The organism is Micromonospora sp. C41 (genome assembly GCF_018070485.1).
GTDB lineage: Bacteria > Actinomycetota > Actinomycetes > Mycobacteriales > Micromonosporaceae > Micromonospora > Micromonospora chalcea.
On record NZ_JAGPXP010000007.1, the window covers coordinates 196,618 to 221,554 of the forward strand.

Annotated in this window: 24 protein-coding genes; 15 read left to right on the top strand and 9 right to left on the bottom strand. The window is 71.9% G+C overall.

Annotation, left to right across the window (positions count from 1 at the left end):
• Positions 1–11 precede the first annotated feature (11 nt).
• The gene (locus tag KBX43_RS10935) at positions 12–1,097 is read right to left on the bottom strand and encodes a coenzyme F420-0:L-glutamate ligase (RefSeq protein WP_069087434.1); all 1,086 of its coding nucleotides are present in this window, start codon (positions 1,095–1,097) and stop codon (positions 12–14) included.
• Entirely contained in the window at positions 1,094–2,041 is a 948-nt protein-coding gene (cofD, locus tag KBX43_RS10940) for a 2-phospho-L-lactate transferase (RefSeq protein WP_064447705.1), read from the bottom strand. Before cofD ends, KBX43_RS10935 begins: the two co-directional genes overlap by 4 nt.
• Before the next feature lie 98 nt (positions 2,042–2,139).
• Here cofD and KBX43_RS10945 point away from each other — a divergent pair, with 98 nt between their 5' ends.
• From KBX43_RS10945 to KBX43_RS10970, 6 genes are all read left to right on the top strand, one after another.
• On the top strand, positions 2,140–3,129 hold the full coding sequence (locus KBX43_RS10945; RefSeq protein ID WP_210884245.1) for a hypothetical protein: 990 nt from the start codon (positions 2,140–2,142) through the stop codon (positions 3,127–3,129).
• 159 nt (positions 3,130–3,288) lie between these two features.
• Positions 3,289–5,814 carry a bifunctional FO biosynthesis protein CofGH gene (locus tag KBX43_RS10950; protein WP_064447707.1) on the top strand — a complete coding sequence of 842 codons (2,526 nt, stop codon included), beginning with the start codon at positions 3,289–3,291 and terminating at the stop codon, positions 5,812–5,814.
• Positions 5,815–5,967: 153 nt separating this feature from the next.
• Positions 5,968–6,264: a hypothetical protein gene (locus KBX43_RS10955; protein WP_030501355.1), complete on the top strand. Its 297-nt coding sequence runs from the start codon at positions 5,968–5,970 to the stop codon at positions 6,262–6,264.
• Positions 6,265–6,337: 73 nt separating this feature from the next.
• Entirely contained in the window at positions 6,338–7,735 is a 1,398-nt protein-coding gene (locus KBX43_RS10960) for a DUF4331 domain-containing protein (RefSeq protein ID WP_210884247.1), read from the top strand.
• A 12-nt stretch (positions 7,736–7,747) separates the two neighbouring features.
• Positions 7,748–8,086, top strand: a complete 339-nt coding sequence (locus tag KBX43_RS10965) for a hypothetical protein (RefSeq protein ID WP_043326469.1) — start codon at positions 7,748–7,750, stop codon at positions 8,084–8,086.
• Positions 8,087–8,546: 460 nt separating this feature from the next.
• Positions 8,547–8,807 (top strand): WhiB family transcriptional regulator, encoded by a 261-nt coding sequence (locus tag KBX43_RS10970; protein ID WP_013284161.1) that lies wholly within the window; start codon positions 8,547–8,549, stop codon positions 8,805–8,807.
• An 82-nt stretch (positions 8,808–8,889) separates the two neighbouring features.
• Here the strand turns inward: KBX43_RS10970 and KBX43_RS10975 are convergent, their stop codons facing one another.
• Complete coding sequence (locus KBX43_RS10975; RefSeq protein ID WP_018787548.1) at positions 8,890–9,339, bottom strand: metallopeptidase family protein; 450 nt, start codon at positions 9,337–9,339, stop codon at positions 8,890–8,892.
• 153 nt (positions 9,340–9,492) lie between these two features.
• Between KBX43_RS10975 and KBX43_RS10980 the strand changes: the two genes are divergently transcribed.
• Positions 9,493–9,867 carry a DUF3499 domain-containing protein gene (locus KBX43_RS10980; RefSeq protein ID WP_043326466.1) on the top strand — a complete coding sequence of 125 codons (375 nt, stop codon included), beginning with the start codon at positions 9,493–9,495 and terminating at the stop codon, positions 9,865–9,867.
• Between the two features lie 100 nt (positions 9,868–9,967).
• Here the strand turns inward: KBX43_RS10980 and KBX43_RS10985 are convergent, their stop codons facing one another.
• The 3 genes from KBX43_RS10985 to KBX43_RS10995 form a co-directional block, all read right to left on the bottom strand.
• The gene (locus KBX43_RS10985; protein ID WP_210884271.1) at positions 9,968–11,347 is read right to left on the bottom strand and encodes an FAD-binding oxidoreductase; all 1,380 of its coding nucleotides are present in this window, start codon (positions 11,345–11,347) and stop codon (positions 9,968–9,970) included.
• 5 nt (positions 11,348–11,352) lie between these two features.
• On the bottom strand, positions 11,353–12,699 hold the full coding sequence (locus tag KBX43_RS10990; RefSeq protein WP_043326464.1) for an aspartate aminotransferase family protein: 1,347 nt from the start codon (positions 12,697–12,699) through the stop codon (positions 11,353–11,355).
• A 148-nt stretch (positions 12,700–12,847) separates the two neighbouring features.
• Positions 12,848–13,360: an Lrp/AsnC family transcriptional regulator gene (locus tag KBX43_RS10995; protein ID WP_030501361.1), complete on the bottom strand. Its 513-nt coding sequence runs from the start codon at positions 13,358–13,360 to the stop codon at positions 12,848–12,850.
• 205 nt (positions 13,361–13,565) lie between these two features.
• On the opposite strand from KBX43_RS10995, the gene KBX43_RS11000 reads away from it, so the two are divergent.
• The 8 genes from KBX43_RS11000 to KBX43_RS11035 all read left to right on the top strand — a co-directional run bounded on the left by KBX43_RS11000 (position 13,566) and on the right by KBX43_RS11035 (position 22,414).
• Complete coding sequence (locus KBX43_RS11000; protein ID WP_064447711.1) at positions 13,566–14,750, top strand: spermidine/putrescine ABC transporter substrate-binding protein; 1,185 nt, start codon at positions 13,566–13,568, stop codon at positions 14,748–14,750.
• Positions 14,747–15,904 (top strand): ABC transporter ATP-binding protein, encoded by a 1,158-nt coding sequence (locus KBX43_RS11005; protein ID WP_210884248.1) that lies wholly within the window; start codon positions 14,747–14,749, stop codon positions 15,902–15,904. The genes KBX43_RS11000 and KBX43_RS11005 overlap by 4 nt, the downstream gene beginning before the upstream one ends.
• Before the next feature lie 76 nt (positions 15,905–15,980).
• Positions 15,981–16,889: an ABC transporter permease gene (locus KBX43_RS11010; RefSeq protein WP_187693991.1), complete on the top strand. Its 909-nt coding sequence runs from the start codon at positions 15,981–15,983 to the stop codon at positions 16,887–16,889.
• On the top strand, positions 16,889–17,713 hold the full coding sequence (locus KBX43_RS11015; protein ID WP_210884249.1) for an ABC transporter permease: 825 nt from the start codon (positions 16,889–16,891) through the stop codon (positions 17,711–17,713). Before KBX43_RS11010 ends, KBX43_RS11015 begins: the two co-directional genes overlap by 1 nt.
• Positions 17,710–19,131, top strand: coding sequence for an FAD-binding oxidoreductase (locus tag KBX43_RS11020; RefSeq protein WP_210884250.1), 1,422 nt, complete (start codon positions 17,710–17,712; stop codon positions 19,129–19,131). Before KBX43_RS11015 ends, KBX43_RS11020 begins: the two co-directional genes overlap by 4 nt.
• Positions 19,131–20,333: a saccharopine dehydrogenase family protein gene (locus KBX43_RS11025; protein ID WP_043326453.1), complete on the top strand. Its 1,203-nt coding sequence runs from the start codon at positions 19,131–19,133 to the stop codon at positions 20,331–20,333. The genes KBX43_RS11020 and KBX43_RS11025 overlap by 1 nt, the downstream gene beginning before the upstream one ends.
• Positions 20,330–21,343 (top strand): agmatinase, encoded by a 1,014-nt coding sequence (gene speB / locus KBX43_RS11030; RefSeq protein ID WP_210884252.1) that lies wholly within the window; start codon positions 20,330–20,332, stop codon positions 21,341–21,343. Before KBX43_RS11025 ends, speB begins: the two co-directional genes overlap by 4 nt.
• Before the next feature lie 222 nt (positions 21,344–21,565).
• The gene (locus KBX43_RS11035) at positions 21,566–22,414 is read left to right on the top strand and encodes a DUF559 domain-containing protein (protein ID WP_210872318.1); all 849 of its coding nucleotides are present in this window, start codon (positions 21,566–21,568) and stop codon (positions 22,412–22,414) included.
• 123 nt (positions 22,415–22,537) lie between these two features.
• Here the strand turns inward: KBX43_RS11035 and KBX43_RS11040 are convergent, their stop codons facing one another.
• The 3 genes from KBX43_RS11040 to adh form a co-directional block, all read right to left on the bottom strand.
• Positions 22,538–22,981, bottom strand: coding sequence for a hypothetical protein (locus KBX43_RS11040; protein ID WP_210884253.1), 444 nt, complete (start codon positions 22,979–22,981; stop codon positions 22,538–22,540).
• A 97-nt stretch (positions 22,982–23,078) separates the two neighbouring features.
• The gene (locus tag KBX43_RS11045; protein WP_069087443.1) at positions 23,079–23,426 is read right to left on the bottom strand and encodes a DUF779 domain-containing protein; all 348 of its coding nucleotides are present in this window, start codon (positions 23,424–23,426) and stop codon (positions 23,079–23,081) included.
• On the bottom strand, positions 23,426–24,931 hold the full coding sequence (gene adh, locus KBX43_RS11050; RefSeq protein WP_210884261.1) for an aldehyde dehydrogenase: 1,506 nt from the start codon (positions 24,929–24,931) through the stop codon (positions 23,426–23,428). The genes KBX43_RS11045 and adh overlap by 1 nt, the downstream gene beginning before the upstream one ends.
• Positions 24,932–24,937: the final 6 nt, after the last annotated feature.

Genomic DNA, 24,937 nt, shown 5'->3' on the forward strand with positions numbered 1-24,937 from the left:
GCCGGGCCGTCTCAGAGCGCCAGCGTGGCGCTGGCGGCGCTGCCGGCCGGGGGCGGGAGCAGGACGGAACCGATTCCCTCGGCGGCCAGCGCGGCGCGCAGGCGTTGCACGTCCGCGCCGAACCGGACCAGGTCCGCCGGGTCGAGCGGGGTCGGCGCCGCGCCGAGCAGCAGGCCGGTGGCCGAGGCGGGCCAGCCGGGCACGGTGGCGGCGAGCCCGGCGCGTACCTCGTCGTCGGTGACGTGCGTGAAGGTCGTGCCTGGCGCGACCACGTCGGCCACCGAGCCGATCGCCCGCCGCACCGCGTCCGCGTCGGCGGGCTCCGGCCCGGGCCGGTCCGGCAGCGTCGCCGCCGCCCGCAGGCCGGCGGCGCGCGCCTCGGCGGTACCGAGCGAGAACAGGTCCATCGAGGCGTCGCGGACGAGCGCCCGGGCGCCCTCGTCGTCGTCCCGGGGGGTGCCGAGGTAACCCCGGACCACCGCGACCGGCACCTGGTCGCACTTGCCCTTGATCAGCTCGCCGGCGCCGGCCAGTTCGTCGACCACCGCCATCTGGGTGACGAACAGTTCGTTGCCGTACGGGTCGACCTCGCCCCGGTGGTCGCGGATCGCCGGCATGCCCGCCACCCCGAGCGCCACGTCGGTGAGCCCGTTGCGCCACGGGCGGCCCATGGTGTCGCTGACGATCACGGCGACGTCGAGGCCGTACCGGTCGCGCAGCGCGGCACGCAACGCCCGCGCGGAGGCGTCCGGGTCGGCCGGCAACAGCACCAGGCGGGTCTTGTCCACGTTCGACGCGTCGATGCCGGCGGAGGCCATCACGAACCCGTGGTGGGTCTGCACGATCCGGGTGGCGCCCCGCGTCGCCACCACCCGGGCGGTCTCGCCGTCCAGGATCCGGTCCCGCGCCTCGAGCCGTTCCGGACCGTCGGCGGGCACGTCGACCAGCCGGCCCTCCGCCTTCGACACGATCTTGCTGGTGACCACCAGCACGTCGCCGTCACGCAGCCACGGCGCCGCGCCGGCGATCAGCGCCGCCAGGTCGTCGCCCTCGGTCACGTCGCCGATGCCCTGCACCGGCAGAATCTCCAGCCTCACATCAGCTCCAGCGCGGCGCGCACCATCGCGGCGGTCGCCGCCTCGTCGGTCATCCGCAGCGGCGCCGCGCGGACCACCACGTCCGGCACCGCCGTGCCCTCGTCCTCCGGCGCCACCAGCCAGCCGTCGAGCAGCCCGCCGGTGGACCGGGCGCCGTAGAGGCCGGCCACCCCGGCCGCGCTGCACTCCACGCCGAGCACGGCGAGGCAGCGGTCGGCCATGCCGCGTACCGGCGCGCCGCCGATGATCGGTGACACCCCGATCACCGGGGCCGGCCCGCCGGTCACCGCGTCGCGCAGGCCGGGCACGGCCAGCACCGGGGCGATGCTGACGACCGGGTTGCTGGGCGCGATCAGCACCACGTCCGCGGCGGCGATCGCCTCCACCACGCCGGGCGCGGGCTTCGCCGCTTCGGCGCCCACGAAGACGAACCGGTCGGTGGGTACGTCGGCGCGGTACCGCACCCACCACTCCTGGAAGTGGATCGCGCGCCGCCCCTGCTCGTCGGTGACGACGGCATGGGTCTCCAGGCGCTCGTCGGTGGCCGGCAGCAGCCGTACGCCCGGTTGCCAGCGCGCCGCCAGCGCCTCGGTGACCTGGGACAGCGGATAGCCGGCGTTGAGCATCGTGGTGCGGACCAGGTGGGTGGCGATGTCCTTGTCGCCCAGACCGAACCAGCTCGGCTCCGCGCCGTACGCGGCCAGCTCGTTCTTCACCGTCCAGGTCTCGCCGACCCGGCCCCAGCCGCGTTCCGGGTCGGCGCCGCCGCCGAGCGTGTAGAGCACGCTGTCCAGGTCGGGGCAGACCTTCAGCCCGTGCAGCAGCAGATCGTCGCCGACGTTCACCACGGCGGTCACCTCGGCGCCCATCTCGCGGGCGTACGCCCGTACGCCGAGCAGGAAACGGGCGCCCCCGATGCCGCCGGTCAGAACCACGATGCGCATGCGTCCATCCTTCCGCACGTGCCGCCGTCGATCGCTCGGTGGCCGGAGAGACTACGCTCACTTCGGCAACTGTCCGCTTTCGTCCCCTGGGGGAGTCCGTGACCAGCCCCGCCGAGCCCGCGTCCGGCGACGCCGCGCAGGCCAGCCAGTTGATCAAGCCGTTGCGCGAACTGGCCGCGCTCGTCCTTCTCGGCGCCAACGCCGTGCTGCTCTTCGTCGGCCTGCTGCGCCTGCTGGTGCCGGTCGACGACTACAGCACGTTCAGCGGCCGGGCGGGAAGCACGTACTTCAGCTTCGTCGGCCTGGAGGCGACGGTCCTGCCGTTGCTCGCCGTCCTGATCGCCACCGTGATCCGCCCGGTCGTGCCGAAGGCCAAGCTGATCACGCAGGTGGCGCTGGTCGAGTACGCCGTGTCCGCCGTGTTCGGCGCGCTGACGTTCCTGATCTGGCTGGTCGGCCGGCTCGCCGACGGTGAGGTGCTCGATGCGTTCCTCGGTCTGCTGACCCGCGCTGCCTGGCTGGCGCTCTTCGCGGTCGCCGCGTTCGTGGTGTTCAAGATCTGGCGCACGCTCTACTACGTGCCGAAGCCCAAGGCGCAGCCGGGCGTGTACGGCCAGGCCCAGCCCGGCTGGCCGCAGCAGCCGGGGCAGCCCGGCGGCTACCCCGGTCCGGGTGGCTACCCGCAGCAGCCCGGCCCGGGCTACCCGCAGGCCGGCTCGCCGCCGCCCGGCTGGCCGCAGCAGCCCGGCCAGTACGGCCAGCCGCAGTCGGCGCCGCCGTTCAACACCGCGCCGCCGCACGCCCCGCAGTCCGGCCCGCCGTTCGCCGACCCGCAGCCGGCCCCGCAGGCCGGCTCGCCGTTCGCCGACCCGCAGCCGGCCCCGCAGGCCGGCTCGCCGTTCGCCGGTCCGCAGCAGGCGCCGCAGTACGGCTCGCCGCAGTCCGCGCCGCCGTTCGGCCAGCCGCCGTCGGCCGACCCGACGCAGGCGATCCCGCGCCAGTCCGCCGAACCGGGCGCGTCGACGCCCGCCGCCGACGACGAGCGCACCCAGCGGTTCGACCGCGAGGACCCGAACCAGCCCCGCTGAGCCGCGCGGCGGGCGACGGAGCGCCGTCGCCCGCCCGACGGCAGGCTCCCGACGGCCCGCGCCGGTCCCGCTGTGAGGCGGGCCACGCGGGCCGTCCCGTTGCCCGGACCGCGAGCGGGCGCGGGCGGCCTGTCGCCCGGCAGCGCATAGGCTGGGCGGATGGTTGATCGCAGCGACCCCGAACCGACCGAGGCGAGCGTCCGGCGGGCGCTGGGACGGGCCGCCACCGGCCGGGCGCTCGACGCCGACGAGGCCGGCGCGCTGCTCGCCGCGCGCGGGCAGATGCTCGACGAACTGCTCCGGATCGCCGGTGAGATCCGCGACGCCGGGCTGCGCGACGCCGGGCGGCCGGGCGTGGTCACGTACTCCAAGAAGGTCTTCATCCCGCTGACCCGGCTCTGCCGGGACCGTTGCCACTACTGCACGTTCGCCACCGTGCCGCACCGGCTGCCCGCCGCCTACCTGGAGCGCGACGAGGTGCTGGCGATCGCCCGCGAGGGCGCCGCGCAGGGCTGCAAGGAGGCGCTGTTCACGCTCGGCGACCGGCCGGAGGAGCGGTGGCCGGCGGCCCGCCGGTGGCTGGACGAGCGGGGGTACGACTCGACGCTGGACTACCTGCGCGCCTGCGCGGTGGCGGTGCTGGAGGAGACCGGCCTGCTGCCCCACCTCAATCCGGGCGTGCTCTCCTGGTCGGAGCTGCAGCGGCTCAAGCCGGTCGCGCCGAGCATGGGCATGATGCTGGAGACCACCGCCACCCGGCTCTGGTCCGAGCCGGGCGGCCCGCACTACGGCTCACCGGACAAGGAGCCGGCGGTCCGCCTGCGGGTGCTCGACGACGCCGGCCGGGTCGGGGTGCCGTTCACCACCGGCATCCTGATCGGCATCGGCGAGAACCGGGCCGAGCGGGCCGACGCGATCTTCGCGATCCGCCGCGCGATGCGGGAGTACGGCCACCTCCAGGAGGTGATCGTGCAGAACTTCCGCGCCAAGCCGGACACGGCGATGCGCGGCATGCCGGACGCGGAGCTGCACGACCTGGCCGCCACCGTGGCGGTGGCCCGGGTGCTGCTCGGCCCGAAGGCCCGCATCCAGGCTCCGCCGAACCTGATCGCGGGCGAGTACGACCTGCTGCTGCGCGCCGGCATCGACGACTGGGGCGGCGTCTCCCCGGTCACGCCCGACCACGTCAACCCGGAGCGCCCCTGGCCGCACCTGGAGGAGCTGGCGGCGCGTACCGCGAGTGCCGGGTTCACGCTGCGCGAGCGGCTGACCGTCTACCCGGAGTACGTCCGCGCGGGCGGCCCGTGGCTGGACCCGCGCCTGCTGCCGCACGTCACGGCGCTCGCCGACCCGGCCACCGGGCTCGCGGTCGAGGAGGCCCGCCCGGTGGGGCAGCCCTGGCAGGAGCCGGAGGAGACCTACGGCGGCCGGACCGACCTGCACGCCACCATCGACGTCACCGGCCGTACCGAGGACCGGCGGGGCGACTTCGACAGCGTGTACGGCGACTGGGCCGAGGTGGCCGGCAAGGTGGCGCCGCAGGCGCGCGCGGGCGTACCCCTTGCCGGTGGCGCGGACGCCGACCTGCGCGCGGGCCTGCGGCTGGCCGCGGACGACCCGGCCGCGCTGCTGACGCCGGCGCACGAGGCGAAGGCGCTGGCGCTGTTCGGCGCGGACGGCCCGGCGCTGGACGAGTTGTGCCGGCTCGCCGACGACGCGCGCCGGGACGCGGTGGGTGACGACGTGACGTACGTGGTGAACCGGAACATCAACTTCACGAACGTCTGCTACGTGGGGTGCCGGTTCTGCGCGTTCGCCCAGCGGGAGAGCGACGCCGACGCGTTCCGGCTGTCCCTGGAACAGGTCGCCGACCGGGCCGAGGAGGCGTGGACGGCCGGCGCGACCGAGGTCTGCCTTCAGGGCGGCATCGACCCGAAGATGCCGGTCACCGGCTACGCCGACATCGTCCGGGCGATCAAGGAGCGGGTGCCGGGCATGCACGTGCACGCGTTCTCCCCGATGGAGATCGTCACCGCCGCCGCGAAGGCCGGCGTGCCGGTGCGGGAGTGGCTGCTCCAGCTCCGCGAGGCCGGGCTGGACACCATCCCGGGCACCGCCGCCGAGATCCTCGACGACGACGTGCGCTGGGTGCTCACCAAGGGCAAGCTGCCGGCCGCCGCCTGGGTCGAGGTGGTGAGCACGGCGCACGAGCTGGGCATCCGGTCCAGCTCCACGATGATGTACGGCCACGTCGACCACCCGGGCCAGTGGCTGGCCCACTTCCGGGTGCTGGCCGGGGTGCAGGACCGTACCGGCGGGTTCACCGAGTTCGTGGCGCTGCCGTTCGTGCACACGAACGCGCCGATCTACCTGGCCGGCATCGCCCGCCCGGGTCCGACGTGGCGGGAGAACCGGGCGGTGCACGCGATGGCCCGGCTGCTGCTGCACGGCCGGATCGGCAACATCCAGTGCTCCTGGGTGAAGCTCGGCGACGAGGGCACGGTGGCGATGCTGCGTGGCGGCTGCAACGACCTCGGCGGCACGCTGATGGAGGAGACCATCTCCCGGATGGCCGGCTCGGGCAACGGCTCGGCCCGTACCGAGGAGCAGTTGCGGGCCATCGCCACCGCCGCGGGCCGCCCGTTCCGCAAGCGGACGACCGCGTACGGTCACGCCGGCGCCTGAGGTCGAACCTTTCCCCGTCGCCTGCCGTACCTGTGGATGCCGGCGGCGGTTTCGGCGAGGACCGCCGCCGGTGACCCCAGAACCGGGGCCCGGCGGTGTCCGGGCGTCCCGGGCCCGTTGCGGCGCTGCGGCGCCGGTCCGGAAAGGTTGCCGATGAGCACTGACGAGACCACCGACGCGCCGAAGAAACGGCGGACCTGGCCGCGGTTGACCCGCAGGCAGACGCTCACCGCCGCGGCGAGCGCGACGCTGGGCGCCGCCGCCCTCACCGTGCCGGGCCTGTCCGCCGCGCAGAACTCCCCCACGGCGAGCCGGCGCGACGAGCCGATCGTGGCTCACCTCCGTGACGCCGCCACCGGCGCGATCGACGTCTTCGTCGGTACGACAAGGGTCGAGATCCGCGACCGCGGTCTGGCCGACCGCCTGGTGCGCGCCGCCGGCCGGCGCTGATCCCACCCCTCCACCGGCGTGGGCTCCCGGCGCCGGTTCCGTCTTCCGTTCCCCCGACGAAGGTGCGTCCGTCATGTCCTCTCACCGCGAGGCCCCGGAGATCGCCAAGGATCCGGTCGCCGACAGTTCCGACCTGTACGCGTTCGTCACGCCGAGCCAGCCGGACACGGTCACGTTGATCGCCAACTACGTGCCGGTGCAACTTCCCTCCGGCGGCCCGAACTTCTTCGAGTTCGGCGACGACGTCCGGTACGAGATTCACATCGACAACGACGGCGACGGTAATCCGGACGTCACCTATCGTTTCGAATTCACCACGGAGATCACGAACCAGAACAGCTTTCTCTACAACACCGGGCTGATCGAGTCGCTGGAGAGCAAGAACTGGAACCGGCGGCAGTTCTACCGGCTGACCCGGATCGCCGACGGCCGGGCGCGGGTGCTGGCGCACAAGCTGCCCTGCCCGCCCTGCAACGTCGGGCCGCTGTCCACCCCGAAGTACCAGAACCTGGTACGCCAGGCGACGTTCAAGCTGTCCACCGGCGAGAAGGTGTTCGCCGGCCAGCGGGCCGACGGCTTCTTCGTCGACCTGGGCGCGGTGTTCGACCTGGGCACGCTGCGGCCGTTCCAGCAGTTGCACGTCGCCGGCAAGAAGCTGTTCCAGGCCGAGGGTGAGCCGGTGAACGCGCTGGACCGGCTGAACGTGCACAGCCTCGCCGTGCAGGTGCCGCTGAGCCAGGTGCGCCGCAAGGCGGCCCGCTACGGCGTGGCCGACCGCGCCTCGACCATCGGGGTGTGGACCAGCGCGTCCCGCCAGCAGGTCCGGGTGCTCGGCGACCGGGTCTCCGCGGACACCGCCGCCGGCCCGTTCACCCAGGTGTCGCGGCTCGGTAACCCGTTGTTCAACGAGGTCATCGTGCCGATGTCCAGGAAGGACGTCTGGAACACGCTGCCGCCGTCGGAGGACAAGCGCTTCGCCGGGTTCGTCGAGCGGCCCGAGCTGGCCGCGCTGCTGCCGGCGCTGTACCCGGGCGTGTTCGGAAATCTGGACGCGCTGAACAAGTCCAAGAAGCCGCGCGCCGACCTGGTGGCGATCCTGCTCACCGGAATCCCGGCCGGACTGATCGACGGCTTCGCCAACACCACCGGCGACGTCCAGGCGGACATGCTGCGGCTGAACACGGCGATCCGGCCCAGCCGCACACCGGACCGGTTCGGCGTGCTCGGCGGCGACCTGGCCGGTTACCCGAACGGCCGTCGCGTCGCCGACGACGTGGTGACGATCGCGCTGCGTGCCATCGCGGGACTGACCGTGCCACTTGTCGACAAGACGTTCCGCCCGGACGCCGCCGCCGCGGCGGTCACGCCGGGTCTGAGCGCGGCCGACGTCACCGCGCCGTTCCTGGCCGACTTCCCGTTCCTCGGCACACCGTACGACGGGTTCGGCAACCCGCAGGCGAAGAAGTCCTGACGGGAGACGCGGATGTCACACCATCACGATCTCGGCCCGTCGGAGGTCGGCAGCGTCGTGCTCGACCTCGGCGGCGACCGCGGCGCGCTGATCATCCACACCGGCCGGGACCTGCACGGCCGGGAAATCGAGATCAGCCGGGCGGACCTCGACAGCCCGCGGACCCACTCCGCCGTACGCGAGCGGCACGTCCTGGACGGGGTCTTCCACAGTGCCGTCTACCCGGACCTGGAGGCGGGTGTCTATACCGTCTGGTGGGACGAGAACACATCGGCCGGCGCGATCTCTGTTACCGGTGGGTGTATCGCCGAATTCGTCTGGCCGACCAGCTCACCCGCCCGGGTGGACTGAACCGGCGACCGCGCCGACGCCTGCGCCCTGTCCACATGGTGGACGGGGCGCAGTCGGCGTTGGACGGCTCGGCGGGCGGTACCGCAACGAGCGCGTTACCCTTTGGCCCACCAATTCTGATCTTGGTACGAGCGGCCGGCGGGGGCGTCCGGCCGGCCCGCCGGCGGTGCGCCACGGCAGAAAACTTCCGGCAACTCGCCGGGGAGGGCGTTACTCGTCCGGGGTCTGAATCGATAGGGCAGGTTGCGAGGCTACGGGCGACCGCGGCGGTCGTCCCGGACGTGTCGGGAGGGCGACTCCATTATCAAGTTTGGCTTGACGGCGCACGCATTACACGCGTGTAATTTGAATGGGGTTGTTCGCACGGAACGCAACAAATGGTGACCGTACGGACAGGCACGCCTTTCGCGTGGGGGGTTGCAGCGGCGAATGACGCCGGTGCGCGACAAGGAGGCAATCGATGGACGGCCAGCTCGAGGTGGCCGACCTGCTCGGGAACGCGCCGGAGTGGCAGGAGCGGGCGCTCTGCTCGCAGACCGACCCGGAGGCGTTCTTTCCCGAGAAGGGCGGCTCGACCCGCGAGGCGAAGCGCATCTGCTCGCGGTGCGAAGTGAAGACGGAATGCCTGGAGTACGCGCTCGGCCACGACGAGCGGTTCGGAATCTGGGGTGGCCTCTCCGAGCGGGAGCGGCGCAAGCTCAAGCGGCGGGTCGCCGCCTGATCCACGTACGGGCCGACGGGCGGTGGGGGCCGTCCGGGCCCGGGTCGCTGTCCGGCCGGCGGGGGCCGGCCGGGTGGCGGCGTCAGGCCAGCTCGTCCGGGTCCACCCCGAGCAGATTCGCCACCTGCTCGATGATCACGTCGTGCACCAGGTCGGCGAGATCCTCGCGGTCCATCGCGCGGAACTCCAGCGGCCGCCGGTAGAGCACGATCCGGGGCGGCACCTCCTGGCGGCCGGGCCGCCCGGGCAGCAGCCGGGCGAGCGGCACCTCGCCGTCCTCCAGCACGTCCGAGTCGTAGACGTTCAGATCCGGCGGGACGTCCTCGACCGCGAACTCCACCCCGGCCAGCTCCTTGGCGAACCGGCGTTCGAGCGTCTCCACCGTGTCGAGCACCAGGTCGTCGAAGACCTCGGCCTTCGTCCGGGCCAGCGGGACGGTGGCCGGCACCAGCCGCCCGCGCAGCCCGCGACCGTGCCGGTCACGGTGGGTGCGCCGGCCGGAGCCGGGGCGGCGGTTCTGCGGGCTCGTCATGACGGACAGGGTAGCCCGGGGTGGCGGTCCACCCGTCGCCGCGAGGCTGTCCGGCGCGCCGGGGCGCCGATCGGAGGAATTGTGATCACCATGACGGGCGTGTCGTAACGCGAAGCGGTGCGCCGGACCCGGTAATGGGGATACCCTGCCGCCGTGAGGTCACCACGGCGCTGCTCCCGTAACGGCTGCCCCCGGCAAGCGGTCGCCACATTGACCTATGTCTACAACGAGTCGACGGCGGTGGTGGGCCCGCTCGCCGCGTTCGCCGAACCGCACACGTACGACCTGTGTGAGCCGCACGCCCGCAGCCTGACCGCCCCGCGCGGCTGGGACGTGGTGCGGCACGAGGGTGAGTTCGAGCCGCCGCCGCCCACCACCGACGACCTGGTGGCGCTGGCCGAGGCGGTCCGTGAGGCCGCCCGCCCGGCCCCGCCGCGCCCTCCGGAGGACGAACCCACCACCAAGCCCCAGGCCCCCCACCAGCAGGGCCGCCGGGGCCACCTCCGGGTCATCCCACCCCACCACTGACCCCCTCCGCCGGCCTCCGCGCGTTGATCAAGGAGTTTGTGTCAAGGAAACCGTGTCCGGAAGACACAAACTCCTTGATCAACGGATTGGGAACCCGGGGTCAGTGGCCCAGGAAGCGGTTGAAGAGGTCGGCTCGGCGAGACGGGCGGGACGTGCGGTGCTCGGTGTGGTCGGCTGAGGACATGATCCTCAGGCCGGCGTTCATCGCCAGCCAGCGCAGCGGCTCCGGTTCCCAGCGCGGGGAGCGGTGGCCCACCCAGGGAAGTGCCGTGAGGTCGGTCTCCACGCCGCGGATCAGGTCGGCCAGCGTACGACCGGCGAGGTTGCTCGTGCCCACTCCGTCACCGACGTACCCGCCGGCCCAGGCGAGCCCGGTGCGGCGGTCCAGCCCCACCGACGCGGCCCAGTCCCGGGCCACGCCGAGCGGCCCGCCCCAGGCGTGCGTCACCGGCACGTCCGGCCCGAGCACCGGGAACAGTTCCCCGAGCGTCCGGCGCAGCGCCGCGAACACCCGCGGCTCCCGGTCGAAGCCCGGCCGCACCCGGGAGGCGTAGTGGTAGGGCGCGCCCCGCCCGCCGAACGCGAGCCGGCCGTCGGCGGTGCGCTGGCCGTACACGATGACGTGCCGGTAGTCGGAGAACGTCTCCCGCTCCGCCAGCCCGATCCGCGCCCACGTCTCCTCGGGCAGCGGCGGGGTGGCCACCATCAGCGAGTAGACGGGCGCCACTGTGCGCCGCTGGCCGGGTAGCCCGGGCGTGTAGCCCTCGGTCGCGCGGACCACCACCGGCGCCCGGACCACGCCCGCCGGTGTCACCGCCGCGCCGGGCCGCAGCGCGGTCACCGGGGTGCGCTCGTGGATGCGTACGCCCCGGCGCTCCACCGCCCGCGCCAGGCCCCGGACCAGCTTCGCCGGGTGCACGGCGGCGCAGTGCGGGGTGTACGTGCCGCCGCGTACCCCCTCGGCGTCGCACCGCGCGGCGGCCTCGGCGGCGTCCAGCAGCGTCAGGTCGTCGTCGGTGAGCCCGTGCGCGTGGGCCTGGTCGACCTCGGCGCGGGCCCGGTCGAGCTGGACCTCGCTGCGCGCCAGCGTCACCGTGCCGCCGGCCCGCCAGTCGCAGTCGATGCCCTCGGCGGCGGCGACCCGCCCCACCTCGCCGACCGTGTCGTGCATGGCCCGTTGCAGGGCGAGCGCGCGGTCCCGGCCGTGGCGTCGGGCCAGCGCCGGCAGCGAGGTGGGGAACAGCGCCGAGCACCAGCCGCCGTTGCGCCCGGATGCGCCGTACCCGGCGATCTCCCGCTCCAGCACGACGACGCGCAACGTGGGGTCGGCCTCGGCCAGGTAGTACGCCGTCCACAGCCCGGTGTACCCGGCGCCCACGATCGCCACGTCGGCGTCCGTGTCGCCGGGCAACCCGGGTCGCGGTGTCAGCGGCTCGTCCAGGCTGGACAGCCAGTACGAGAGGTGCCGGTAACCGGTCATCGGCGTCAGAGCCGGGACCACGCCTCGGTCAGCACCGCGCGCAGGATCTGCTCGATCTCGTCGAAGTGCTGCTGGTCGGCGATCAGCGGCGGGGCGAGCTGCACCACCGGGTCGCCACGGTCGTCGGCCCGGCAGTAGAGCCCGGCGTCGAACAGCGCGGTGGACAGGAAGCCGCGCAGCAGCCGCTCCGACTCGGCCTCGTCGAACGTCTCCCGCGTGGTCTTGTCCTTGACCAGCTCGATGCCGTAGAAGTAGCCGTCACCGCGGACGTCGCCGACGATCGGCAGGTCGTGCAGCTTCTCCAGGGTGGACCGGAACGCGCCCTCGTTGGCCCGGACGTGCCCGATCAGGTCCTCCCGGGCGAACACCTCCAGGTTGGCCAGCGCGACCGCGCAGGAGACCGGGTGGCCGCCGAACGTCACGCCGTGCGCGAACATGCCGGTCTCGGTGAGGAACGGCTCCATCAGCCGCTCGCTGGCGATCATCGCGCCGAGCGGGGCGTAGCCGGAGGTGATGCCCTTGGCGGTGGTGATGATGTCCGGCTGGTAGCCGTACCGCACCGCGCCGAAGTACTCGCCGAGCCTGCCCCAGGAGCAGATCACCTCGTCGCTGACCAGCAGCACGTCGTACGCGTCGCAGATCTCGCGTACCCGCTCGAAGTAGCCGGGCGGCGGCGGGAAGCAGCCGCCGGAGTTCTGCACCGGCTCCAGGAAGACGGCGGCGACCGTCTCCGGCCCCTCCCGCTCGATCGCGCGGCCGATCTCCTCGGCGGCCCAGCGGCCGAACGCCTCGGGGTCGTCGCCGTGTTCGGGGGCGCGGTAGAAGTTGGTGTTCGGCACCTTGATGCCCCCGGGCACCAGCGGCTCGAAGTCGGTCTTGATACCGGGCAGGCCGGTGATCGACAGCGCGCCCATCGAGGTGCCGTGGTAGGCGATGTAGCGGCTGACCACCTTGTGCTTGGTGGGCTTGCCGGTGCGCTTGAAGTAGGCCCGGGCCAGCTTCCACGCCGCCTCGACGGCCTCGGAGCCGCCGGTGGTGAAGAAGACCCGGTTCAGGTCGCCGGGCGTGAGCGTGGCGATCTTCTCGGCCAGCTCGACGGCCTTCGGGTGGGCGTACGACCAGAGTGGGAAGTAGGCCAGCTCGCCGGCCTGCTTGGCGGCGGCCTCGGCCAGCTCGGCGCGGCCGTGGCCGGCGTTGACGACGAACAGCCCGGCCAGCCCGTCCAGGTAGCGGCGGCCCTGCGCGTCCCAGACGTACGCGCCCTCGCCCCGGACGATTGTCGGAACCTCGCCGGCGGGGTAGCTCGCCATGCGGGTGAAGTGCATCCACAGGTGGTCGGTGGCGTTGGCCATGTCAGCCCCATCGGGTCTCGGGCCGGTCAGGGGTGACACCGGCCGCTCTGCCCACGGTTATCCCACAGGCGGTGCCGATAAGGCAAGCGAAGAAGCTTAACCGCGACGGATTCAGCGCCATATAACTGCGCTGTCAACGGAATCCGCATCAGGCGGTGCCCCAGCTGTAGGTCTGCTTGCGCAGCTTCAGGTAGACGAACGCCTCGGTGGAGAGCACTCCGGGCACGCCGCGCAGCTTCTGCAGGATCTCCAGCAGGTGCGCGTCGTTGCGGCAGACCACCTCGGCCAGCAGGTCGAACGAGCCGGCGGTGATCACCACGTAGTCGATCTCCTCGAACTCGGCCAGCCGGTCGGCCACCGACTCCAGGTCGCCGTCGGTGCGCAGCCCGATCATGGCCTGGCGGGGGAAGCCGAGCTGGAGCGGATCGGTGACCGCGACGATCTGCATGACGCCCGCGTCGAGCAGCCGCTGCACCCGCTGGCGTACCGCCGCCTCGGAGAGGCCCACCGCCTTGCCGATGCTCGCGTACGGGCGGCGCCCGTCCTCCTGGAGCTGCTCGATGATCTGCTTCGCCACGTCGTCGAGCAGAACGTGATTGGCGCCTTCACGCACGGTGACCCGACGGCCGCCGTTGGCGTTCTCCTGGTGCCGGTTGACCATCGACGCTCCTTGTGTCCGATTCTTCGTATCGAGCGTAGTGCCCCGCGCAGTCTGGCGTATTTCGTGGCGACTGGCTATTCCAGCAACGGAATCCCTTGTGAGAGAGGTTTTCTCATGTCAGGATCAGTCGTCCATCGCCACTGACCCTCCCGCCGGCGTGCCGCCCCCCGTCCCGCCGCCGACGATGCCCCCAAGGAGTCGTCACATGCGTAGTCCCCTTCGGACCCTCACCCGGCGTGGTCTGCTCACCGGGACCGTCGGCTCGGCCGCACTGCTCGCCACCGCGGGCGCCCTGGCCGGCTGCGGGACCAAGGGCGCCCAGCAGACCGAAGCCGGTTGCAAGAGCGAGGATCTGTCCGCCACCGAGAAGAAGGTCGCCTTCTCGAACTGGCCGCAGTACATGGACACCGACGAGAAGGACGAGTCCAAGCGCCCCACGCTCGACGCGTTCGTCGCCGCCACCGGCATCCAGGTGACGTACACCGAGGACGTCAACGACAACAACGAGTTCTTCGGCAAGGTGCGCAACCAGCTCGCCGGGTGTCAGAGCACCGGCCGGGACATCATGGTGCTCACCGACTGGATGGCCGCCCGGGTGATCCGCCTCGGCTGGGTCCAGAAGCTGGACAAGTCGAAGATGCCGAACGTCGAGGCGAACCTGCTGCAGTCGCTGCGCGGTCGCTCCTTCGACGCCGAGACCCAGCTCGCCGTCCCGTGGCAGTCCGGTCTCGCCGGGCTCGCGTACAACGCGAACGTCACCAAGGAGATCCGCACCGTCGACGAGCTGCTCACCCGCCCCGATCTCAAGGGCAAGGTGACTGTGCTGTCGGAGATGCGCGACACCATCGGCCTGCTGCTCCAGTCGCTCGGCCACGACCCGGCCAAGTTCACCTCGGCCCAGTTCGACGACGCGCTGAACAAGCTGAAGAAGGCCGTGGACAGCAAGCAGATCCGGCGGTTCACCGGCAACGACTACGCGCCCGATCTGGCCAAGGGCGACATCGCCGCGTGCATCGGCTGGTCCGGCGACGTGGTCCAGCTCGGCTTCGACGACGAGAAGATCAAGTTCGTGGTGCCCGAGTCCGGCGTGATGCTCTGGTCGGACAACATGCTGGTGCCGAACAAGGCCACCCACAAGGCCAACGCCGAGGCGTTGATGAACCACTACTACGACCCGGCGGTGGCGGCGAAGCTGGCCGCGTACGTCAACTACATCTGCCCGGTGCAGGGCGCGCAGGCCGAGATGGAGAAGATCGACCCGGACCTGGCGAGCAACCCGCTGATCTTCCCAGACGACACGATGCTGTCCAAAGCCAAGGTCTTCATGGCGCTCGACGAGGCGCAGGAGAAGGAGTACGAGACCAAGTTCCAGCAGGTGATCGGCGCGTGAAGGGGCAGCAGACCCCGGCCGGCGACCTGCGCCTGGTCGACCTGACCAAGCGGTTCGGCGTCTTCACCGCCGTCGACGACCTCACCCTCACCATCCCGCAGGGCTCGTTCTTCGCCCTGCTCGGCGCCTCCGGCTGCGGCAAGACCACCACACTGCGGATGATCGCCGGGCTGGAGCAGCCGACCAGCGGGCAGGTGCTGCTCGGCGAGCAGGACATCGCCGGGCTGCGGCCGTACAAGCGGCCGGTCAACACGGTGTTCCAGAGCTACGCGCTCTTCCCGCACCTGGACATCCACGAGAACGTGGCGTTCGGGCTGCGCCGCCGCGGCATCCGCAAGGTGAGCGACCAGGTCGAGCGGATGCTCGCGCTGGTGCAGCTCGAAGGGTACGGCCGACGCCGCCCGGCCCAGCTCTCCGGCGGCCAGCAGCAGCGCGTCGCGCTGGCGCGGGCGCTCATCAACCACCCGCAGGTGCTGCTGCTCGACGAGCCGCTCGGCGCGCTCGACCTCAAGCTGCGCCGGCAGATGCAGATCGAGCTGAAACGGATCCAGACCGAGGTCGGCATCACGTTCGTGCACGTCACCCACGACCAGGAGGAGGCCATGACGATGGCCGACACGGTCGCGGTGATGAACGCCGGCCGGATCGAGCAGCTCGGCGCGCCCGCCGACATCTACGAGTACCCGGCCACCGCGTTCGTGGCGAACTTCCTCGGCCAGTCCAACCTGCTCGCCGCCGAAGCCGGCGGGCGCGCCGCCGACGACGTGCTGGTCACGGCGCACGGCTCGCGCTTCTCGGTGCCCGCCGGCCGGGCCCGGCTCACCGACGGGCCGGCCTTCCTCGGCGTACGTCCGGAGAAGCTGCACCTGGTCGACGACCCGGACCGGGTGCCGGCCGGACACCAGCACGTCGGTGGCGTGGTCAGCGACGCCTCCTACGTCGGGGTGAGCACCCAGTACCTGGTGCGCACCGCGTGGGGCAGCGAGCTGACCGCGTTCGCCGCGAACAGCGGGCTGGGCGGTCAGTTGGCGGTCGGCACGGCGGTGACCGCGCACTGGGATCCGCGGCACGCGTTCCTGCTGCCCCGGGCCGCCGGTGAGGACGACCAGACCGCGCCGCTGCTCGACGAGCCGCCGGTGGGTGCGTCGGCATGAGCGAGCGCAGCGAGCGAATCGGCTGGCTCAGCGCGAAGGTGTCTCATGGCGGCACGGAGCGAAGCGGAGTGGCGGCATGAGCGCGCTGGCCCACGTACCGACCTCCGCCGGGAAACCGGCGCCGCCGCCGGTGCGGCGCGGGCGCAGCCGGCTCCTGCCGTACCTGTTGCTGCTGCCCGGCGCGGTCTGGCTGCTCGTCTTCTTCGCGCTGCCGCTGGTGCAGCTCGCCTCGGCCAGCCTCTACGACCCGGCCGGCTCGCTCTCCACCGGGTACGCGATGACCTGGGCGTTCGGCAACTACCCGGACGCGCTCCAGGCGTACTGGCCGCAGTTCTCCCGGTCGTTCCTCTACTCGGCGATCGCGCTGGTGCTCGCGCTGCTGATGGGCTACCCGCTGGCGTACGCGATCGCGCAGAAGGCCGGCCGGTGGAAGAACCTGCTGCTGGTGGCCGTGGTCGCACCGATGTTCACCAGCTTCCTGGTGCGCACGCTGGCCTGGAAGACCATCCTGTCGGACAACGGCGCGCTGGTCGGGCTGCTGCGCGACGTGCACCTGCTCGGACCGGACGGCCGGCTGCTGGCCACCCCGATCGCCGTGGTGCTCGGCCTGACGTACAACTTCCTGCCGTTCCTGGTGCTGCCGCTGTACGCGAGCCTGGAGCGGCTCGATCCCCGGCTGCTGGAGGCGGCGAGCGACCTGTACGCGAGCCCGCTGCGCGCGTTCGCCAAGGTCACGCTGCCGCTGTCGATGCCCGGCCTGATCGCCGGCACGCTGCTGTTCTTCATCCCGGCCACCGGTGACTACATCAACGCCGAGCTGCTCGGCACCCCGAACGAGTACATGATCGGCAACGTCATCGACTCGGCGTTCCTGGTCCGGCTGGACTACCCGCAGGGCGCGGCGCTGTCGTTCCTGCTGATGGCCGCGATCCTGGCGATCGTCTTCGTCTACTTGCGGAAGGCCGGCACGGAGGAGGTGCTCTGATGAGGCGCTGGCTCGCCGACCGGTGGGTGATGGGCGTGGCCCTGCTCGTCCTCGGCTACCTGACGCTGCCGATCATGGTGGTCGCCGGTCTGTCCTTCAACCGGCCCTCCAGCCGGCTCTCCTACGATTTCAACGAGTTCACGCTCGACAACTGGAAGCAGCCCTGCGCCACCTCGGACATGTGCGACGCAGTGGTGCGCAGCATGCAGATCGGGCTCATCGCCACAGTCGTCTCCACGCTCCTCGGCACGCTGATGGCGTTCGCGCTGGTCCGGCACAGCTTCCGCGGCCGGTCCGGGCTCAACGGGCTGATCTTCCTGCCGATGGCCACCCCGGAACTCGTGATGGGCACCTCGCTGCTCGCCCTCTTCGTCGCCGCCGGGGTGCCGCAGGGCTTCTGGACCATCGTCATCGCGCACGTCATGTTCTGCGTGTCGTTCGTCGTGGTCACCGTGAAGGCCCGGCTCTCCGGCATGGACCGGCGGCTGGAGGAGGCCGCGATGGACCTGTACGCCACTGAGTGGCAGACGTTCCGGCGGATCACGCTGCCGCTGGTGCTGCCGGGCATCGTGGCCGCAGCGCTGCTGGCCTTCTCGCTCAGCTTCGACGACTTCATCATCACGAACTTTAACGCCGGCACCACAGTCACGTTCCCCATGTACGTCTGGGGCGCCTCCCAGCGGGGCATCCCGCCGCAGGTGAACGTGATCGGCACGGCCATGTTCGTGATCGCGTTGCTGCTGGTCGGGGCCACCTCGCTGCGCGGACGGCGGGCACGACGGGCCGCCCTCGCGGTGGTCGCCACACCTGCGGGCAAGCCATGACACTCCCGCATACCGGCCGGGCGCTGGCCGACGCCGCGCCCGTGTCGTACTGGCTGGACCGGCCGGAGCGCCCCGACCCGCTGCCGCCGCTGTCCGGTGCGCACGCCGCCGACCTGCTCGTGGTCGGCGGCGGGTACGCCGGGCTGTGGACCGCGCTGCTCGCAAAGGAGGCCTACCCGGACCGCGACGTGCTGCTGGTCGACGCGGGCACGTGCGGCTGGGCGGCGTCCGGGCGCAACGGCGGGTTCTGCGCCGCGTCGCTCACCCACGGGCTCGCCAACGGCGTCGAGCGGTTCCCCGGCGAGATCGACGAGCTGGAGCGGCTGGGCCGGGAGAACCTGGACGCCATCGCCGCCACGGTGGCGAAGTACGACATCGACTGCGACTTCGAACGCACCGGTGAACTGGCGGTGGCGGTCGAGCCGCACCAGCTCGACGGGCTCGCCGCCGACGCCGAGCTGGCCCGCCGGTACGGCCACGACGTGCGGCTGCTCGACCGCGACCAGGTACGCGCCGAGGTGGCGTCGCCGACGTACCTGGGCGGGATGTGGGATCGCGACCGGGTGGCGCTGCTCGACCCGGCGAAGCTCGCCTGGGGACTGCGCCGGGCCGCGCTCGACCTGGGCGTACGCGTGCACGAGCACACCCGCGTCACCGGCCTGGCCAACGGCGGCGCCGCGCTGCGGGCCACCACTGCGGGCGGCGCGGAAGCGGCGCCCGGCACGGTACGGGCGCGGCAGGTCGTGCTCGCCACGAACGCGTTCCCGCCGCTGCTGCGCCGGCTGCGCTCCTGGATCGTGCCGGTCTACGACTACGCGCTGATGACCGAGCCGCTGACCGCCGCGCAGCGCGACGCGATCGGCTGGCGGCACCGGCAGGGGCTCGCCGACACCGGCAACCAGTTCCACTACTACCGGCTCACCGCCGACAACCGGATCCTGTTCGGCGGCTACGACGCGATCTACCACTACGGCAACCGGGTGGCGCCCGCGCTGGAGCAGCGCGAGGCCACCTTCACCACGCTCGCCTCGCACTTCTTCACGACGTTCCCGCAGCTCGCCGATGTGCGCTTCAGTCACCGCTGGGGTGGCGTCATCGACACCTGCACCCGGTTCTGCGCGTTCTTCGGCACCGCGTACTCCGGACGCCTGGCGTACGCGGCCGGGTTCACCGGGCTCGGCGTGGGCGCGACGCGATTCGGCGCCCGCGTGACGCTCGACCTGCTCTCCGGCACCGACACCCCGCTGACCCGGCTCGACCTGGTGCGCCGCAAGCCGCTGCCGTTCCCGCCGGAACCGGTCCGGTCCGTGGGCATCAACCTCACCCGCTGGTCGCTCGCCCGCGCCGACGCGCGCGACGGACGGCGCAACCTCTGGCTCCGTACTCTCGACCGTCTTGGACTGGGGTTCGACTCCTGATGCGTATCCTCCTCGTCGGCGCCGGTGGCGTCGGCTCCGCAGCCGTATCCATCGCCGCCCGCCGTACCTTCTTCGAGCTCATGGTGGTCGCCGACCACGACCCGGCGCGGGCGGCGCGGGCCGTCGCCGGGCACGGCGACCGGTTCGTCGCCGCCACTGTGGACGCTTCCTCCGCCGACGCGGTGGCCGCGCTGTGCCGGGAACACCGGATCACGCACGTCCTGAACGCGGTCGACCCGCGTTTCGTCATGCCGATCTTCGACGGCGCGTTCGCCGCCGGGGCCGACTACCTGGACATGGCGATGTCGCTGTCCCGGCCGCACCCCGAGCGTCCCTACGCCCAGACCGGGGTCAAGCTCGGCGACGAGCAGTTCGCCGTCGCGGAGCAATGGGCCGCCGCGGGGCGGCTCGCGCTCTGCGGCATCGGCGTCGAACCGGGCCTGTCCGACGTCTTCGCCCGCTACGCCGCCGACGAACTCTTCGCCGAGATCGACGAGATCGGGGTACGCGACGGCGCGAACCTGACAGTCGCCGGCTACGACTTCGCGCCGTCGTTCTCCATCTGGACCACCATCGAGGAGTGCCTCAACCCGCCGGTGATCTGGGAGGCCGGGCGCGGCTGGTTCACCACCGAACCGTTCAGCGAGCCGGAGGTCTTCGACTTCCCGGCCGGGATCGGCCCGGTCGAGTGCGTCAACGTCGAGCACGAGGAGGTGCTGCTCATCCCGCGCTGGGTCCAGGCGAAGCGGGTCACCTTCAAGTACGGCCTCGGCGCCGAGTTCATCGAGGTGCTGCGCACGCTGCACAAGCTCGGGCTCGACTCGACCGAGCCGGTGCGCGTACGCGGCGTCGACGTGTCGCCGCGCGACCTGGTGGCCGCCGCGCTGCCCGACCCGGCCACGCTCGGCGACCGGATGAGCGGCAAGACCTGCGCCGGCACGTACGTCACAGGCACCGGCCCGGACGGGCGGCCGCGCCGGGTCTACCTGTACCACGTGGTCGACAACGAGTGGTCGATGGCCGAGTACGGCCACCAGGCGGTGGTCTGGCAGACCGCCGTCAACCCGGTCGTCGCGCTGGAGCTGCTCGCCACCGGCGCCTGGTCCGGCACGGGCGTGCTCGGTCCCGAGGCGTTCCCGCCGACCCCCTTCCTGGACCTGCTCACCGGCTACGGTTCGCCGTGGGGGATGGAGGAACGATGACCCGGTACGGCCCGATGTACGGCCCCGACATCACGTTCCTCGGCGTGCCGCCGTGCACGGTCGAGGAGCCGGTCACGTACGCCGACGCGGACGTGGTGATCATCGGGGCGCCGTTCGACGGCGGCACCTCGCACCGGCCGGGCACCCGGTTCGGGCCGTCCGCCATCCGGCAGGCCTGCTACCTGCCGCACGACGGCTCCCGGCCGTCGCTGGCGCTGCGCGTGGACGCGCTGAAGGACCTGTGCGTCTACGACGCCGGCGACGTGGAGATGTTCGCCGGCGACATCGAGCGCTCACTCGCCGCGCTGGAGACCGCCGTCCACGCGGTCGCCGCCGCCGGAGCGATCCCGGTGGTCCTCGGCGGCGACCACTCCATCGCGCTGCCCGACGCCACAGGCGTGGCCCGGCACCACGGGCTCGGCCGGGTGTCGCTGGTGCACTTCGACGCGCACGCCGACACCGGCGACGTCGAGTTCGGCTCGCTGCACGGCCACGGCCAGCCGATGCGCCGGCTCATCGAGTCCGGCGCGGTACGCGGCGACCGCTTCCTCCAGATCGGGCTGCGCGGCTACTGGCCCGGCCCGGACACGCTGGCGTGGATGGCCGAGCAGCGAATGCGCTCGTACGAGATGACCGAGATCGTGGCGCGCGGCCTCGACACCTGCCTCACCGAGGCGTTCGGCATCGCGACCGACGAGTGCGAGGGCGTGTTCCTCTCCGTCGACGTGGACGTGGTCGACCCCGGCATGGCGCCGGGCACCGGCACGCCAGAGCCGGGCGGGTTCACGTCCCGGCAGCTGCTCGACGCGGTCCGCCGGGTCTGTTACGAGCTGCCGGTGGTCGGGCTGGACGTGGTCGAGGTCGCCCCGCCGTACGACCACGCCGACATCACCGCGTACCTGGGCAACCGGGTGGTGCTGGAGGCGCTCTCAGCGATAGCCCGCCGCCGCCGAGACGCCGCCGGCGGAACCCCGTGGAACCCCACCCAGCCCCTCCTCGACTCCCGCTAACCCGCCCCCACCCCTCCCTCTCCCCGTTGATCTTGCACTTTCGGCCCCGGCATTCCGGTCCTTTCGGGTGTGCCACGGGCACCAACTGCAAGATCGCGCGGGGGTGGGTGGGGTCTAGCACGAGGGCGGGGTGGTGTGGGGGTTGTGCACAAGGACAGGGTTGTCCACAGGGGAAGCGTGGGACGAGGGGCCTCGGAAGGGTGAGGGCGGCATGGTCTGCGTATGTCTACGCAGCTTTGGCGGACCCGGGAGCTGATGCGGGTGCTCACCGTGAAGCGAGTACGCACACAGGTCAAACGGGAGGAGCTGACCCGGGTTCGACGCGGTGTCTATGCGCCGACGCCGTGCGATGACGAGGACGAACTGAGGGCACTGCTGCTGTGTCTTCCCGACGGCGCGATGCTCGCCATGCAGAGTGCGGCACGCCGTCACGGCTTCGGCGTACTTCGGGAATCCGCTGTGCACGTGCAGTTGCCGCCGGAGGTCGCCAAGCCACGGCTACCGGGGCTCGTCGTCCATCACTCGGTCCTGCCGGTCCGGCCGGTGTTCGTCGGCGGCCTACCGTGCGTGCCGGCCGCGCAGTGCGCGATCGACCTGGCCCGAGGCGTACGCCGGATGGACGCCCTTCCCGTGCTGGACGCCGCGCTCCGCTCGGGCGCCGTGACGGTCGACGACCTCGCGGCCGAGCTGCCTCTGCATCGAGCGCTTCGTGGCGTACGGCAGGCGCGTGACCTCGTGCCACGAGCCGACGGCCGGGCCGAGTGCCGGCAGGAGAGCCAGTTGCGGCTGCTGCTGCTCGATGACGGGCTGCCGGCACCTGAACCGCAGATGTGGGTTCACGACCGGTACGGCATACCCCGCTTCCGCATCGACCTGGGCTACCGGGAGCGGCGGGTGGGAGTGGAGTACGACGGTCTGTCCCACCTGGACCGGGAGCACATGCGGTACGACCGCGACCGGATCAACTGGCTCGACGCCAACGGATGGCGGATGCGCTACTTCACCGACCGCGACCTGTACCGCCGCCCGTCCCACATCCTCACCACCCTCCGAGCCGCCCTGACCCCCTAACCTGCCCCGCCCTCGCCCTCTCTCCCTCGCGATCTTGCACTTCGGTGCCCGACAAATAGGAGCAATAACGACAACCTCGGGGCACCAAGTGCAAGATCGCGGGGGAGAAGACGGGGAGGGCGGTCAGGGGCGGGCGCAGCGGGGGCGCAGGCGTACGGGCTCGGTGGTTTCGGTGATCGAGTTGGGCTCGATCACCAGGCGGGCGATCGTGGTGGCCGGGCCGGGGCGGAACCTGCCCTGGTCGGCGGGGATGGTCGCGGTCCAGGTGCCGGCGGTGCGCTCGTCGGTGCACGCGCCGATCACGCCGAACCCGAAGCCGGTGACCGAGCCGCGCCGCTGCTCCAGGTGCACCTCGATGTACGCGAGGCCGCGCTCGTCGCCGCAGTCGAACCGGCCGCCGACGGTGGCGGTGTGCGCCCGCCCGTCGGCCGTGCCGAACCAGTTGACGGAGATGCTCGGAGAGGCCGCCGGGGCGGCGACGGCGGCGCCGGGTGAGAGCCCGAGCGTGGCGGCGGTGGCCAAGGCGGTGAGGCCGGCGGCGAGCACTGGCTGTCGGACCGGGTGCATGGGCGGTCTCCTGTCGGGCGGTGGGATGCGACTCCGAAGTGGACGGCGTCAGCATCCCACCGCCGCGATGCCCGCGAGCTGCAAGATCTCGGACAGATCAGCGGTTCAGGTGGGACCGGATGAGGAAGCGGACACCCTCCGGTGCCTCCAGGGAGAAGCCGCTGCCCCGGCCGGGCACCACGTCGACGGTGAGCCGGGTGTGCTTCCACAGCTCCCACTGGGCTTTCGACATCCAGAACTCCACCGGCTCGGGCACGCCGTCGACGGCCAGCGAGGCGAGCAGCACGTCCGAGCCGCCGGTGCGGAACTCACCGGCCGGGTAGCACATCGGGGCGCTGCCGTCGCAGCAACCGCCGGACTGGTGGAACATCAGCGGGCCGTGCTGCCCCCGCAGCGACCGGATCAGGTCGGCCGCCGCGGGGGTCACTGTCACGGTGTCGCCCATCAGAAGAAGCCGAGCTTCTTCGGCGAGTAGCTGACCAGCAGGTTCTTGGTCTGCTGGTAGTGCTCCAGCATCATCTTGTGGTTCTCCCGGCCGATGCCTGACTGCTTGTAGCCGCCGAACGCCGCGTGCGCCGGGTAGGCGTGGTAGCAGTTCGTCCAGACCCGGCCGGCCTGGATGGCGCGCCCGGCCCGGTACGCGGTGTTGAGGTCCCGGGTCCACACGCCCGCGCCGAGCCCGTACAGCGTGTCGTTGGCGATCTTCACGGCGTCGTCCAGGTCGGCGAAGGAGGTCACCGACACCACCGGGCCGAAGATCTCCTCCTGGAAGATCCGCATCGAGTTGTCGCCCTCGAAGATCGTCGGCTGGACGTAATAGCCGCCGGACAGCTCGCCGCCGAGGTCGGCCCGCTCGCCGCCGGCCAGGACGCGAGCGCCCTCCTGCCGCCCGATGTCCAGGTAGGACAGGATCTTCTCCAGCTGGTCGTTGGAGGCCTGCGCGCCGACCATCGTGTCGGTGTCCAGCGGGTGCCCCTGCTTGACCGCCTTCGTCCGCTCGACGGCGGCGGCGAGGAAGTCGGAGTAGTGGCCCTGCTGGATGAGCGCCCGGGACGGGCAGGTGCACACCTCGCCCTGGTTGAGGGCGAACATGGTGAAGCCTTCGAGAGCCTTGTCCAGGAAGTCGTCGGAGGCGGCGCTGACGTCGTCGAAGAAGATGTTCGGGCTCTTGCCACCGAGTTCCAGCGTGACCGGCTTGATGTTCTCGCTGGCGTACTGCATGATCAGCCGCCCGGTGGTGGTCTCGCCGGTGAACGCCACCTTCGCCACCCGCGGCGAGGACGCCAGCGGCTTGCCCGCCTCGACGCCGAAGCCGTTCACCACGTTGATCACGCCCGGCGGCAGCAGGTCGCCGATCAGCGAGAGCAGGTAGTGGATCGAGGCGGGCGTCTGCTCGGCCGGCTTGAGCACCACCGCGTTGCCGGCGGCCAGCGCCGGGGCGAGCTTCCACACCGCCATGAGGATCGGGAAGTTCCACGGGATGATCTGCCCGACCACGCCGAGCGGCTCGTGGAAGTGGTAGGCGACGGTGTCGTCGTCGAGTTCGCCGAGCGAGCCCTCCTGCGCCCGGATCGCCCCGGCGAAGTAGCGGAAGTGGTCGATCGCGAGCGGGATGTCGGCGGCGAGCGTCTCGCGTACCGGCTTGCCGTTCTCCCACGTCTCGGCGATCGCCAGGGACTCCAGGTTGTCCTGCATGCGGTCGGCGATCCGGTTGAGGATCAGCGAGCGTTCGGCGACCGACGTGCGGCCCCACGCGTCGGCCGCGCCGTGTGCCGCGTCCAGCGCCTTCTCCACGTCCTCGGCGGCGCCCCGGGCCACCTCGCAGAAGGTCTGCCCGGTCACCGGGGTCGGGTTCTCGAAGTACTTGCCACCGTGCGGCTTCACGTACTCGCCGCCGATGTAGTGGTCGTAGCGGGACTGCCAGTGGGTGGGGGCGTCGTAGCGCGTCATGGGTAC

Coding starts and splice junctions, on each gene's coding strand:
- cofD (WP_064447705.1), bottom strand. CDS start 2,041: ATGCGCATCGTGGTTCTGACCGGCGGCATCGGGGGCGCCCGTTTCCTG.
- KBX43_RS10950 (WP_064447707.1), top strand. CDS start 3,289: ATGGTTGATCGCAGCGACCCCGAACCGACCGAGGCGAGCGTCCGGCGG.
- KBX43_RS10955 (WP_030501355.1), top strand. CDS start 5,968: ATGAGCACTGACGAGACCACCGACGCGCCGAAGAAACGGCGGACCTGG.
- KBX43_RS10960 (WP_210884247.1), top strand. CDS start 6,338: ATGTCCTCTCACCGCGAGGCCCCGGAGATCGCCAAGGATCCGGTCGCC.
- KBX43_RS10965 (WP_043326469.1), top strand. CDS start 7,748: ATGTCACACCATCACGATCTCGGCCCGTCGGAGGTCGGCAGCGTCGTG.
- KBX43_RS10970 (WP_013284161.1), top strand. CDS start 8,547: ATGGACGGCCAGCTCGAGGTGGCCGACCTGCTCGGGAACGCGCCGGAG.
- KBX43_RS10975 (WP_018787548.1), bottom strand. CDS start 9,339: ATGACGAGCCCGCAGAACCGCCGCCCCGGCTCCGGCCGGCGCACCCAC.
- KBX43_RS10985 (WP_210884271.1), bottom strand. CDS start 11,347: ATGACCGGTTACCGGCACCTCTCGTACTGGCTGTCCAGCCTGGACGAG.
- KBX43_RS10990 (WP_043326464.1), bottom strand. CDS start 12,699: ATGGCCAACGCCACCGACCACCTGTGGATGCACTTCACCCGCATGGCG.
- KBX43_RS10995 (WP_030501361.1), bottom strand. CDS start 13,360: ATGGTCAACCGGCACCAGGAGAACGCCAACGGCGGCCGTCGGGTCACC.
- KBX43_RS11000 (WP_064447711.1), top strand. CDS start 13,566: ATGCGTAGTCCCCTTCGGACCCTCACCCGGCGTGGTCTGCTCACCGGG.
- KBX43_RS11010 (WP_187693991.1), top strand. CDS start 15,981: ATGAGCGCGCTGGCCCACGTACCGACCTCCGCCGGGAAACCGGCGCCG.
- KBX43_RS11015 (WP_210884249.1), top strand. CDS start 16,889: ATGAGGCGCTGGCTCGCCGACCGGTGGGTGATGGGCGTGGCCCTGCTC.
- KBX43_RS11020 (WP_210884250.1), top strand. CDS start 17,710: ATGACACTCCCGCATACCGGCCGGGCGCTGGCCGACGCCGCGCCCGTG.
- KBX43_RS11025 (WP_043326453.1), top strand. CDS start 19,131: ATGCGTATCCTCCTCGTCGGCGCCGGTGGCGTCGGCTCCGCAGCCGTA.
- speB (WP_210884252.1), top strand. CDS start 20,330: ATGACCCGGTACGGCCCGATGTACGGCCCCGACATCACGTTCCTCGGC.
- KBX43_RS11035 (WP_210872318.1), top strand. CDS start 21,566: ATGTCTACGCAGCTTTGGCGGACCCGGGAGCTGATGCGGGTGCTCACC.
- KBX43_RS11040 (WP_210884253.1), bottom strand. CDS start 22,981: ATGCACCCGGTCCGACAGCCAGTGCTCGCCGCCGGCCTCACCGCCTTG.
- KBX43_RS11045 (WP_069087443.1), bottom strand. CDS start 23,426: ATGGGCGACACCGTGACAGTGACCCCCGCGGCGGCCGACCTGATCCGG.
- adh (WP_210884261.1), bottom strand. CDS start 24,931: ATGACGCGCTACGACGCCCCCACCCACTGGCAGTCCCGCTACGACCAC.